Below are 13,490 nucleotides of genomic sequence, written 5' to 3'. Positions count from 1 at the left end.
AATAAATGGTAGATGACTCTATTTACATTGTGAATATGGTATGTTATGTGTTGACAACTTTAAAAAAATAATCTATGGTATACAGCCTGAGCTAAACTAAGCCTATGAGCAATTTAGAAAACGTCACAATTCATCAATTTAGAGGACTTCGAGACTTAGAACTAAAGGATATCGGACGGATTAACCTGCTTGTTGGTATTAACAACTCAGGTAAAACCAGTGTTCTAGAAGCATTATCTGTTTACTGTCATCCATTAGATATTAAAGTATGGCTTAATACAGCAAATCAACGAGAGCAGGATATGAGAGTGTATCGTACTCGGACACTGGATGCAATAAAGTGGTTATTTACACATAATTCTGCATCCATTGTAGAAGCTGATAAACCTATTATTCTTATTTCTAGCACTGGTTTATTTTCTGTAAAGAAGTTAATAGCAAGCTATGAAGAACAGGAGGAAATATGGTTATCAGAGGAAAGCAATATCAGAAATCTTAGCAACGAAGAAGAAATTGAAAATGAAGATACACCAAGAGTTAGGAAAGGAATTAAGCTAAAAATAGGGGTATTTCCAGATGATGGTTATCAGTTAAGTTTACTTGGTGAACCATCTGATTTGATTACAGATTTTTTGTTATGGGAGGATGAACGTTTTTATAGATTATCTGGAAAGAGAGAAACAAGTCTAAAGACATCTGTAGTAACACCATCATCTCATCGTTCAGAAGTTAGTCAATTTCGATTACTTTCAGAAGCAACATTTCAAAATTTTAAAGCCGATGTGGTGAAATTATTACAACAGATGGATAAAAATATTTCTGACATAGAAATTTTGTTATCTCCAGAATCTATTAGTTCTCGATTTAATATATATATTCAACATGAAAAACTAGGACTTGCACCGGTTAGCACTTTTGGTGATGGTATCCGTCGTTTATTGCATATAGCTCTTAAACTTGCCAGCGTCAAAGGTGGTATTCTTTTAATTGATGAATTAGAGTCAACAATTCATACAGAAGCCTTACAAAATTCTTTTCGATGGTTAGTTAAATGGTGTACAGAAATGGATGTTCAACTATTTGCAACTACCCATAGTCTTGAAGCTGTTGATGCTTTATTAGGAGTTACTGAATCAGATTCAGATTTAGTGCTTTATCGCTTAGAACCAAAGGAAGGAAAAACAAAAGTAGTTAGACATGATGGACATAGATTAAGACGGTTAAGAGAAGAATTAGGTCAGGAGGTGCGTTGGTGAGTCGGAAATATGTTTTAATTGGTGTTGAGGGGAATCATCATCAGGCTTTTATCTCTAAGATTTTGTGTAAATTATTAGGCTTCTCTAAATTTGATGGGAAGATATCAGAACTAGATCCTTTTTGGCGGAAATTTATCCCTAATTACCCTAAAGGGGGAAAGTTATATGTAAGACTTGATATGCCTGCAATTTTGTATACAGAGACTTTATCAATTGCTTTATATGCAGGTGAAGGAAGTAATTTAATTACTAATTTGAATGATAAATTATCTGATATTGATTATTCTACTTTTTTAGCTTTTGCAATTGTAGCTGATGCTGATGACGATACACCTAACAAAGTTGCAGAAAAATATCATCATGGTTTAAAAAAATATTTTCCTAATTTTCCTATTACAGTCAATGCAACTGGTAATATCATAGGAGGTTCACCAAAATTAGGAATTTATATATTACCAGATAATTCTCAACAAGGAGTTTTAGATACTTTGATATCTGACTGTGGTGATTTGGTTTATCCTGAATATATGCAAAGAGCAAGAGAGTATGTAGATAAATTTTCTGAAGAAGAGAGGAAGAAAAAGCCTTTAAAATGGAAACCTTTTGACCAAGAAAAGGCGATAATTGCTACAGTCGTAAGTGTTCTAAAACCAGGTAAAACTAATCAAACAAGTATTAGTGATAACAGTTGGATTAGTCCTGAAACAGAAGCTCAAATTCCAGCAATTCAAAATTTAACTAAGTTTTTCAGGAACTTGTTGAATTTAGAAACTTGAATAATACCCTAAATTCTACACCTTCTCCCTTGCAGGTGGGACAATACCCAACTTATTTAACCCTGAATCAATATTTCTCAATAACTTAAAATCATCCTCCGGTAAAGAATAATTACTACTAAATAAACTACATTTTTCTAAAAACGTAAATGCTTGCCGAAATTGCTGCGGTGTGGCTTTAATTGGGGCATCAAAATGACAGGGAATAATCCATTGAAAATCCCAACTAGCAACTTTATCAGCCCAATTTATAGTTTCCTGGGGGGCGCGATTGAGAATCAAACTTTGTAAAATTGGGGCAACAAATATTCGCCCATTTCCTTGCAGAATATTAAATGACTCTTGCCAATTTTCTTGCCATTGGAAGGGGAAAAACCCAAAATAGGCTTTGCGCGAACGTTCTGGGGCTGTTTGGGCATCACGCCATGCTTCACTCCATGTAGGTACTTCTAACACACTGGGGCTAAAATATAAGGAAAATAATGTGATTCGCTGCCACCCTTTGCTGCGATTTGCTGAGGTATCGGCAACCATGTCAAAAGCTTTATCCTTGGCGTGGTACAGTAGGGGGTAGGGGTCAAGTTGAACAATTGCTGGTGGCTCTGCTGGTACTGAAACTATGGTATCTGTAAGTAAGAGAGTGTGCGATCGCTTATGGAAAAAAGCCACCTCTGCAAACTTACCCAAACCCAAATCAATCGGTCCGAGGGTTGCATAATCAAAATCCTCAACAAAAGGAGCTTCCTGGCTATTTTCGGGCAGTATATGAGTCCGTTTACTAGGTAAACCCAACCAACTTAAAGGCAAATTCAAGGGAAAACTCCATTGTCCGGGAGCAACAAAAACCTGTGCAGTGGGAAAGCGTCGCGCAAATGGACCAACAAAAACCTTATGTTCTATTCCCGATATCGTGGGCAAAATAATATACTTAATTTCACCGTATTTTGTCATCAACTCATTCAGCAACCGAACACATTCTCCCGTTGGTGCGACAGGTGCATAAACCAGCAGACCACCTTTTTCCAGCTTAACTACAGTCATGCGAATTGGCACAACTACATAGAAAATTCCCTGTAATTGATCAAAAGTCCAGATAGTATCTTTAACAACTTCTTTGCGAATAGTGCGCCGTTGACCATAAGGATAAATTGGCACAACAGGCCAAAACCGCCACGAAAAATCCTGGGGATGAATTTGTTCTATTTCTGCACTTTCAACCACTTTGCGAACCTCCCCTAATACCTGCTGCTGAGATTTTTGTTTGCTTTTCCAAATTAGGAGTTTAGCAAATTATGGGGGTGATCAACATAAAATCCCTAACTTCTTAGGGACTTCCAATTAAAAAAATACCCAAAAATTTCTTGTGGTGCGGGCATCTTGCCCGCTAATCATCAAGGACAGGCAGGATGCCCATCCCACAAAATTGGGTAATTTATTTTTTGGTATTCCCTTAGAGAAATTGGGTTTCTACACTTTTATATTTTCATATTAATTTCATATTCCAGCTTGAGTTAATACCTCACTCAAATCAGCAACTAAATCTAAATTTTCTGCCCATTCTGTTAAATAATGATAATCCAAAGTTTCCGCTTGTAACTTAATTATCCCCAAAACATCACGCCATTGTTTTTCTGATTTACTTCCCTTTCCCCAGCGCAGTTTTTGTAAAACAATATCTTCTGCTGAAGCTATCCAAAACCCAGGTATTCCATCGTAACTGTTCACACCCCCCAGGAAAAAGGGATGAAGAGGCAACAGCAATAGGGAGATGTTTTATACTAGAGATATCAAGAAGGCGATAGCGAAGCGCGACATAGGAATTAGGTAGGAATCGCCTAGCGTCGAAAATTAAGAGGTGACAGGAATGGGGAGATGTTTGATACCCCGATTATCTCTCATCGGGTAAAGTTTTCTCTTGTTCAGTAATAACCTTTAATCGGGTGAATCTTTTGCAAGATGGGAGACTAAATTATTTGTAATTTGGTTTTCGCTTTCATTATTCAGTAATTCAGAATCTCCCAAAGCCTTATCTATACAACCTGTTAATTTTTCAGCCAAAAGCTGGACATTGGGTTCTTCTAAGATGCCTGTATGATTGCCTGGAATGTTGTAAATTACTAACTCCCCATTGACTAGTTTCCTCCATTGAACTTCTAGTGGATCAAAGCTATAAGTAATAGAAATAGGAGAATCAATTGCCTGAAACAAAACCACTGTACCTGAGTAAGATTCAGGAGTATAGGCATCGCGAAGTAACTTTATTGGATAATCAGTATAAGTGTGGGGAAGATATTGAGATTTGACTTGTTCAGTTATATTCGTCTTAGGGAAATATCGAGATAGGAGACGATTAAATTTGATTTTTATTTTAAAGTGAACCCTGGTCCAAAATTCTGATAATTCCAGATTCCATAGTAATTTCAGCCTTTGAGAGAAGGGCAAGAGTTTAACATTACTACCCTTTTTTAGAAAAGTATCAAATAACGCTATTAGGGCTACTTCTTGACCTTGAGCGACAAGTTGTTGAGCCATTTCGTAAGCGACCATACCACCTATGGAAAGACCCATTAAAAAGTAGGGACCTTGTGGTTGAAGCGATCGCATTTCTTCGATATAATGAGCCGCTAAATCCTCCATTTTAGGCAAAGAGAGTGCCTTATCCTTTGGCTCTGATATACCATAATGGAGGGCATAAACAGGTTGTTCTTCTCCCAAATAGCGGATTAAATCTTGGAAGTAAATATGATGAATACCAAACAAAATAGGACGAGAACCTTTTGGTTGAAGCGGTACGAGAGAGTAGTAAGGTGATATCCGTCCTTGGGAACAGATAATATTAGCCAGTTGTTCAACCGTTGGTGAATGAAAAATTGCAGCTAAGGGTAAATTTATCCTGAAAGTTTTTTCAATTTGGGCAAATAGTTTGACAGCTAGTAACGAGTGTCCCCCCAGATCAAAGAAATTATCTGTTACACCAATGGATTTAATTCCTAAAATTGCTTCCCAAACTTTTGTAAGTTGCTGTTCTAATTCATTACGAGGGGCAATAAAAGTCTCTTCTGGTTCTGGGCGAATTTGTTCAGGAGTAGGGAGAGCGCGACGATCAATTTTGCCATTGGGTGTTAAGGGAAATTTTGCTAAGAAGACAAATGCTGAGGGAATCATGTATTCGGGTAACTTCTGTTTCAGAAATTGGCGCATTTCTGATTGAGTTAATGTTGTTTGAACTTGGGGAACAATGTAAGCAATTAGGCGTTTATCTTCTAGATTATCTTCACGGACAATAACTACTACATTGAGAATATGAGGATGTTCCGCAAGAACGGCTTCAATTTCTCCTAACTCAATGCGAAAACCGCGAATTTTTACTTGATTGTCAATGCGTCCAATAAATTCAATATTACCATCATGTAAGTAGCGGGCTATGTCGCCAGTTTTGTAGATTTTTCCGCTTCCAAAGGGATTAGAAATAAATTTTTTAGCAGTTAATTCTGGTCGGTTTAAATAACCTCTTGCTAATCCGTCTCCTCCAATATGTAGTTCTCCCGGCACACCGACGGGAACTGGTTGTAAACAGGAATCAAGAATATAAATTTGGGTGTTAGTAATTGATCTGCCGATAGGAATGGAGCTATAAAATTGTGCTATTTTTTGTGCTATTTTTGGCATTGGGTAGCAGGAGGTGAAGGTCGTATTCTCCGTTGGACCATAACCGTTAATTAACTGACAATTTTCGGCTATTTGGTGAAACTTATGGACATGGAAAATAGATAAAACATCTCCACCAGCCAACAGTTGATGTAACAACTTTAAATTTTCTATTTGCTCATCTACCATTAAGTGAAATAGTCCAGCCGTTAACCACAAAGTTGTAATTTTGTGGCTGAGGATAGCTTGTCCTAATTCTGATAATGAGGGTGTATGTGGCGAGAAAATAACTAATTTTGCTCCGTTGAGTAAGCTACCCCAAATCTCAAAAGTCGAGGCATCGAAGGAAATAGGAGCTAGTTGTAAGAAGGTTTCTGTGGAAGTTAAGTTAGCGTAGTTAATGTTTTTTGCTAACCTGATAACTCCTCGATGAATGACGCAAACACCTTTGGGCTGACCTGTAGAACCCGAAGTGTAGGTGATGTAAGCGAGATTATCGGATCTTTCATGATAAGTTAGGTTATGCTGTCCCTGATTATTAATTTTTTCCCAATCTGTATCGAGACAAATAATATGGGTTTTATTTGCTGGTAGTTGATCAACCAATGACTGTTGAGTTAACAAAATTGATGCTTGGGTATCTGCCAACATAAAGGCAAGACGCTCTTGAGTATAGCTAGGATCTAAAGGAACATAAGCACCACCAGCTTTTAATATCCCCAATAATCCCACAATCATCTCTAAAGAACGCTCTACACAAATCCCCACCAATACCTCTGATTGTACCCCCAAACTTTGCAAATAGTGCGCCAGTTGATTAGCACGATGATTAAGTTCTCGATAGGTTAATTCTTCTCCTTCAAAAACTACTGCTATATTCTCCGGTGTTCTTGCTACCTGTTCCTCAAACAATTCATGAATACATTTATCTTGCGGATATTCTACTTTTGTATCATTCCACTCCACTAGTAACTGATGTTTTTCTGCCTCGGTGAGAATGGATAATCTACCGATTTCCAGATCAGGATTAGCCACAATTGCCGCTAATAACACCTGAAAATGCCCATTCATCCTGGTAATAGTGGCATCATCAAACAAATCTGTACTATATTCCCACTCACCAATTAATCCAGCAGGTGTTTCTGTTAAAGATAAGGTTAAATCAAATTTCGCTGTTTGGGTTTTTAAATTAATTGGTTCAATCGTTAAATCTGCTAATTTTATCGTTTCCTGTGGTGTATTTTGAAAAACAAACATCACCTGAAAAATAGGCGCATGACTTAAGGTTCTTTCCGGCTGTAGTTCTTCTACTAACTTCTCAAAAGGCAAATCCTGATGACTATAAGCATCTAAACAAATCTCTTTAACTTTTAGTAATAATTCTTGAAAACTGGGATTATTTGCTAAATTAATTCTTAATGCCAGAGTATTCGCAAAAAATCCGATTAACGGCTCAATTTCTTGGCGATTACGATTAGCGATCGCTGTCCCAATAATAATATCTTCTTGCCCACTATAGCGATGGAGTAATATCTGGAACGCTGCCACCAAAGTCATAAACAAGGTAACTCCCTGCTGCTGACTCAGAACTTTAAGTTCATTGGTTAAATCTTGGGAAAGTTTCAGAGGTAGAGACGCGCCATTGTAACTCTGAATCGGTGGACGAGAATGATCTGTGGGTAGTTGTAAGATGGGAAGACTACCACCCAATTGTTGTTTCCAATAGGATAGCTGAGACTCTAAAACATCACCTTGTAACCAATTGCGTTGCCATTGTGCAAAATCAGCATACTGAATGGGTAATGGAGCTAATGAGGAAGAGACTCCTGTAGTGAGTGCTTGGTAAACCTGGGATAATTCCCTTTTTAAGATTCCCATTGACCAACCGTCACTGATGATATGATGGAGAGTTAGAAATAAAATATGGGAAGTGTTTGTTAGTAGTAATAACTTAGCTCTAAATAGGGGGGCAATTGTCAAATCAAATGGTTGTTTTTTTTCTTTTTGAGCTAAATATTTTATATTATTTTCCTTTTTTTGCTCAGATAATTGCCCTAAGTTGATTATGTTTAGAACTACTTCTAAATGAGGACTGATAATTTGGACAGGAGAGCCTTCAATTTTACTAAACCTGGTTCTCAATGTTTCATGTCGTTCCACAATAATTTTTATAGTTTGAACTAGAGCATCCTGGTTTAATTTACCCTCTATCTTTAACGCCAAAAACATATTATATGTGGCATTTTTTCCTTCTAATTGATCGAGAAACCAAAGTCTTTGTTGAGCGAAGGAAAGAGGAATATTTTCTTTTCTATCAATACCAATAGGAATAATGGGAGTAATTGACTGGCTAGTTGATCTCTGGAGTAAATTTAATATCTCAACTTTCCGATCACGCATTTGGGATAATATTTCAGGTGTTAGGATTCCCTTGGGAAATTGATAGTGCAATTTATCACCTTCAGCCCAAAGGTTAACTCCTAAATTGCTTAAATCATATAAAAATTGACTTGTTGTTTTCATGGTTTTCTCTACAGTGAACCAGTTTCTCCTATATTTAAATCCTGATGTTTAGATAAATTTCTCATTAATTTATCAGGATGAAAATTAGCTAGAAATTTTGGTAATATATCATCATCATGTAAATCTTGACAAATTTCAGCAATGGTTGGAGAAGTAAATACCTTGCTAATTGGAATAATTTTACCAGTTTTATTTTGTAACCTATTAATAAATATCATTGCTTGAATGGAATTTATACCCAGTTCCAGAAAATTATCATGTATGCCAATTCTTTGTTCTAAAAAACTACTCAATAGCTCTACTAAGAATTTTTCATTGTCGGTAGTGGGCGGAGTGTAGTTTATATTACTTCTATTCAGAATTGGTAGAATGGGGCAGTCAATTCCTGGTAAATTAGCCTGAAAGTCTTTGATGAATTGTTCAACCAGGTTATTCCGATTAATTTTTCCAGTTTTACCTCTGGGAATTTTATCAATAATAATAATTTGACTAGGGATTTTAAAGAAAGCTAAATACTTAAATAATGAATGACGAATATTTTGAGTAGTGGTTTTTGCTTCTGGTTTTAGAACAACTACGGCGACAACATCTTCACCTAGTTGGGAATCAGGAATGGCAAATGTTGCTGCTTCTTCTACTTCAGCCAATCGCATCAAGGCATTATCAACTTCTTGGGGGGAAATTTTATTACCTCCACGATTAATAATATCTTTGAGTCTTCCTGTTACATAAAGATAGCCATTTTCATCTAGGTAGCCTAAGTCTCCTGTCCGAAACCAACCTGCTCTAAAGGCGGCCTGATTGGCGGCAGGATTATCAATATAACCTGCTATAACATTTCTGCCACGAGCAATAATTTCTCCGACTGTGTTATGAGTAACAATGTTACCAAATTCATCGGCGATCGCTATTTCTGAATCTCTACAAATTTTTAAATAACCTTGGTAGCGATGGTTGATATCTTGTGACATAAAAAGGGCAATTTCGCTCATACCATACCCTTGAATTAATGGTACACCTAATTGCTTTTCTAACTTGTCAACTACTTGAGGTTGAAGGGGAGAAGAACCAGAATGAATAAATCGGAGAGCATGGTTTTTAATGTTTGGGGTATTCTTAGCAATCGCTGTGAGAATGGCTAAATGAATAGTTGGCCCAACGGAATACCAGGTAGCTTGGCTTTCTATTAACCAACCTGGAAAATAATCGGGATCAAAACTACCAAAGAATACAACTTTTCCCCCTGCGGATAGCGGCAATATAAAATTAGAAATCAGTCCATGAACATGAGAAAGAGATAAGACATTTAAACAAATATCTTGAGGATCTAATTTTAATCCATAACTAGCTTCAAAGCAAGAATAACAGAGAGAATCGTGGGTTATAGGAACTAATTTTGGCGAGCCTGTAGAGCCTGATGTCATTATAATTATGGCATTGTCACCTGACTGCGCCCAGTCATCCTGACTCGCTGTAAATGGGGTGATTCCTTCTAACTTAAAGGTGATTTTCGGCTGCTCTGGATAGGAAATAACCTGAAGACGAGGAATAGATAGTTGCTCACTCAGAGATAATAAATAATCTGAGAAAGCAATAATGACTTGAGGGTTTAGTTGCTGTAAGTAAGCCGTTATCTCTGGATCACTAAGACTGATATCAAGAGGAACACAAGTAGCACTGGCAGCGATCGCTAAACTGAGAATTGCGGTTTCAGCACTATTGGCAGGGGCAGCTAAAACAACGCGATCGCCTCTATTAATCCCTAATTCACGCAGTTGAATATGAGTCGCTGCAATTAATTGGAATAAATCTTCAAATGTTACATTAAACTTTGAGGGAGCAGAAATAGCAGTAGCTTGAGAATATTTTTTAGCTAGAGAAGCAAATAATGTGCTTAAAGAAGTACACTGATTCATATTTTTTCTAATGAATTGAATAGGTAAGGGATGTCAAGACTTCCATGACAAAGGGATGACAACATCCCAATACCCTATCCAGTGCCTGGTCTAGTTCCGATATTGATTTAACTTGCATTGCCTCAACCCCCAAAGATTTGGCAAACTCTATCCAATTAATTGGAGGTAAAAGGGTGAAAGGATTCATTTTTAAATCCTCTTTAAAGCGTTGATAAGCATTACCATATCCCCGGTTATTACAAATAACAAATAAGATGGGTAACTGATAGCGAGCAGCCGTGGCAATTTCCATACCGTGCATCATCATTGAACCATCTCCCGTCACTACTAAAACTCTACTTTCTGGCCGTGCCAACTGAATACCAATTCCGGCACAAATAGCCCAACCCATAGGTGCGAGCTTAGAAGAGCTAAAAAAGCTGTGAGGATAGGAACTGATCCAGCTATGGCCTGCAAAACCTCTAGTAGTTCCAGCATCTGTACAGAGAATAGTATCAGAAGGTAAGCGAGTTTGCAATGCTCGAATTAATTTATCAAGGGGTAAACACTGATCAAATAAGCTGGTTTCAGGGCTAATGCGCCAATGCCAAGGAATAGCTTGTAATTGTTTTAACCATTTCAACCTTTGAGGAATACTCTGGTGTAAATTTTGTAACTGATTTTGAGATTGTAACGAGAGTTTTTTTAAAGTGTGAGAACAATCATCAACAATTAGTTCTAGATCAATTTTTACAGTGGACGGAAACCGTTGTGGTAATTGGTCAATTCTCATCACCTGCCGTCGGCCGGAATATAAGCGGGAATCCCACTCTAAACTTTCGTTCTGATTAAAATCCAATCCCACTAGCAATAGGGTATCAATATCATTACCCGTTAAAGCCTGATTAGCTCTTTGATTGCCGCCATGACCGAAAACACCCAAACTGAGCGGATGGGTTTCAGGGATAGCTCCCTTCGCAGATAAAGTTGTAGTAACAGGAAGATGATAAGTTTCCGCAAAGTTAAGCAGTTCAGCCCCTTGACCATTTTTAATCACCTGTGATCCCACCAACAGCATAATCTTGGAATTACCGTTAAGGATTTCATAAAACTGATCGCTGATGATTTCTTCTTTGAGAAATTCCCTAGAATTGAGATCGCCTTGTCTCCACTGAGCATCTTCTAAAGGGGACGTTTTGTAGCGATGGGTTTGAATATCTAAGGGAATGAGAAGATGGGAAGGACTGTTAAGAAAGGCTTGGTTTAATTCTTTGAGCAGATAGTCAGAATGGGCGATCGCAGTAGAATAATTTAGAGCCTGTTGGAAAAGTTCCACACTCCGAGTACCAGCAGAACTACTATCTTGAAAAGCCCCTATTCCTTGGGAGGTGGAGGTAACATCTCCCGTTAAAAATAGAACTTTACTGTCTTCCAAACGACTATTGATCGCAGATGTCAGCAAATTACTCGCCCCTGGACCACCTATACTTAAACAAACTCCAACTTTACCAGAGGCACGGGCAAAACCATCAGCCATATAGCCAGATGCGAGTTCACTGGTTGCCATAATACCTTCTAGGTGGTCACTATGGGCAATTTTTTCAACGATGGGATAAATCAATTTTCCTGGAACTAAAAAAACATAGTTTATTTGTCTTTGTCCCAAATATTCAATAATTAAACTAGCTCCAGATGTTGCCATTAGTTTTTCACCCCATAAAATAGCCGCCATTAACGTCAATTGTTGCCCCAGTAATATAGGAAGCAGAATCAGAGGCTAAAAAGGCGATCGCTTCTGCCACATTCTCCGCAGTTCCCAATCTGCCCAAAGGAATTGAAGCGATAATTTTTGCCTGTTCTTCTGGCGAGCGATTTTGCCACCTTTTATAAACTCTATCAGTTGTGGTAATTCCGGGTGAAACAGCGTTAACGGTAATATTGTGTACTCCAACAGTACAAGCTAGATTTTTAGTCATCCCTAAGATTCCTGCTTTTGCTGCTGAGTAGTGTAAGCCAGGATAGCTTCCTTCACAACGAATTCTCTGTCCAGCTAGGGAAGATAAATTAATAATACGACCATAGTTTTGTGATTTCATAATTTTGGAAACCTCTCGGCAAAGACGAAAAACTGATTTGAGGTTAAAAACTATTGTTGCATCCCATTCTTCATCTGTAATATCCGAGAGTTCCCTAACGGTAGAACTCCCTCCAGCATTATTAACTAAAATATCAATACGTCCAAATTTTTCTACTGTTAGTTTAACAATTTGGTCAATGGTTGAGTTAAGACAAATATCGCCAGCTACACTTAGGGGGGTTCGCCCAACTTGAGAAATTTCTTGGGCGGCGATCGCTAGTTTTTCTTCTCCTCTAGCATTTAAAACAACATTCGCCCCCTCTTTAGCTAAGATGAGAGCCGTTGCCTTGCCAATGCCATCGGAAGAACCAGTAATAATCGCCACTTTGTTATCAAAACGCATTGTAATTCTCCTTCATCGTAATTATCACTAGTGTTGCTATTAACCCGATTGATAATTTGGTACACTTAGATAAGAGAACAGACAAGCAATTATTCCATGAATATGGAACAATGGATCATATTCAAACAGCGATCGCTCTCACTCCAGCTTAAAACCCAGCGAATATTTTGGGCGGATGTCCACAGACTATTTTCCCCAGAGATTGGAAGTAGTCTCTACTCATTTGCGAGAGGTCTTCTTTGCCGAGTCGATTCACTGAGTCTTCTTTACTGCCTTACCAATGTTTTTCCTATATTACCATACTGCCGTAGCAATGTAAGTATTCTCTTGATTTAAACCTTGATATGCTTGGGCAAATTTCCCTAAAAGTAAGTCACTCCGTCCCTTTAATTTACCTGTACCGTAGGAATCACCCGTATCAAATAATGTAATTCCATTGCTCACACAGAGATTAAAAACCTCTTGCAACTGGTTATCCATACTTTCATCATATCCCCAGAGCAGTTGGTTTCCCCAAGCCCAAGTTCCGCAACCCATGAGAGGAAGATTTAATAAATTGTGAGTTAAGTAGGTTGGTGTTGAAAATTGTCGTTATGGCAAGGCAAAAGGCAAAAGGCAAGAGGCAAGAGTGAAGAGGGTTTGGGCGATTTTACATTTCTTTACACAGTTTGGTTTTATTGTGTTCACCTACTTAGCATAATTAAGAAAAACTTGCCAATTGTTATAAACTATAGCGGTTCTCGATTGAGTGAGATACAAGAACCCCAACCCCCTCCCCGCAAGCGATGAGGGGGCTATGATGTATCTCATGCAAGTGCATACCGCTATAACTATTTACGAATAATACCAATGATCCGTAAACCTAAACCGAATAATTATCATCTTTATTTATCCGCGTTTATCCGCGTGCAT

General features: G+C 37.9%; 8 protein-coding genes and 1 pseudogene. 2 read left to right on the top strand and 7 right to left on the bottom strand.

What is annotated here, in order from left to right:
* Positions 1-104 precede the first annotated feature (104 nt).
* Positions 105-1,256, top strand: coding sequence for an AAA family ATPase (locus NG743_RS20930; RefSeq protein WP_257120806.1), 1,152 nt, complete (start codon positions 105-107; stop codon positions 1,254-1,256).
* Positions 1,253-2,032 (top strand): DUF3226 domain-containing protein, encoded by a 780-nt coding sequence (locus NG743_RS20925; protein ID WP_257120805.1) that lies wholly within the window; start codon positions 1,253-1,255, stop codon positions 2,030-2,032. Before NG743_RS20930 ends, NG743_RS20925 begins: the two co-directional genes overlap by 4 nt.
* A gap of 15 nt (positions 2,033-2,047) precedes the next feature.
* On the opposite strand, the gene NG743_RS20920 is transcribed toward NG743_RS20925, so the two are convergent.
* The 7 genes and pseudogenes from NG743_RS20920 to NG743_RS20890 form a co-directional block, all read right to left on the bottom strand.
* Positions 2,048-3,253, bottom strand: a complete 1,206-nt coding sequence (locus NG743_RS20920) for a DUF4336 domain-containing protein (RefSeq protein WP_257120804.1) — start codon at positions 3,251-3,253, stop codon at positions 2,048-2,050.
* A 273-nt stretch (positions 3,254-3,526) separates the two neighbouring features.
* Positions 3,527-3,757 carry a hypothetical protein gene (locus NG743_RS20915; RefSeq protein WP_371316444.1) on the bottom strand — a complete coding sequence of 77 codons (231 nt, stop codon included), beginning with the start codon at positions 3,755-3,757 and terminating at the stop codon, positions 3,527-3,529.
* A 207-nt stretch (positions 3,758-3,964) separates the two neighbouring features.
* Positions 3,965-8,203, bottom strand: coding sequence for a non-ribosomal peptide synthetase (locus NG743_RS20910; RefSeq protein ID WP_257120803.1), 4,239 nt, complete (start codon positions 8,201-8,203; stop codon positions 3,965-3,967).
* Positions 8,204-8,211: 8 nt separating this feature from the next.
* Positions 8,212-10,119, bottom strand: coding sequence for a non-ribosomal peptide synthetase (locus NG743_RS20905; protein WP_257120802.1), 1,908 nt, complete (start codon positions 10,117-10,119; stop codon positions 8,212-8,214).
* Between the two features lie 7 nt (positions 10,120-10,126).
* Entirely contained in the window at positions 10,127-11,800 is a 1,674-nt protein-coding gene (locus NG743_RS20900) for a thiamine pyrophosphate-binding protein (protein ID WP_257120801.1), read from the bottom strand.
* A 7-nt stretch (positions 11,801-11,807) separates the two neighbouring features.
* Positions 11,808-12,578, bottom strand: coding sequence for an SDR family NAD(P)-dependent oxidoreductase (locus tag NG743_RS20895; protein WP_257120800.1), 771 nt, complete (start codon positions 12,576-12,578; stop codon positions 11,808-11,810).
* Between the two features lie 306 nt (positions 12,579-12,884).
* Positions 12,885-13,115 (bottom strand): annotated as a pseudogene (locus tag NG743_RS20890) (aldo/keto reductase); the annotation flags it as partial.
* Positions 13,116-13,490 lie beyond the last annotated feature (375 nt).

This window comes from Dolichospermum heterosporum TAC447 (assembly GCF_024584745.1).
Classification (GTDB): domain Bacteria; phylum Cyanobacteriota; class Cyanobacteriia; order Cyanobacteriales; family Nostocaceae; genus Dolichospermum; species Dolichospermum heterosporum.
Note: the sequence above shows the minus strand (reverse complement) of the source record. Positions and strands in the feature narration are given on the sequence as shown.

Coding starts and splice junctions, on each gene's coding strand:
- NG743_RS20930 (WP_257120806.1), top strand. CDS start 105: ATGAGCAATTTAGAAAACGTCACAATTCATCAATTTAGAGGACTTCGA.
- NG743_RS20910 (WP_257120803.1), bottom strand. CDS start 8,203: ATGAAAACAACAAGTCAATTTTTATATGATTTAAGCAATTTAGGAGTT.
- NG743_RS20905 (WP_257120802.1), bottom strand. CDS start 10,119: ATGAATCAGTGTACTTCTTTAAGCACATTATTTGCTTCTCTAGCTAAA.
- NG743_RS20900 (WP_257120801.1), bottom strand. CDS start 11,800: ATGGCAACATCTGGAGCTAGTTTAATTATTGAATATTTGGGACAAAGA.
- NG743_RS20895 (WP_257120800.1), bottom strand. CDS start 12,578: ATGCGTTTTGATAACAAAGTGGCGATTATTACTGGTTCTTCCGATGGC.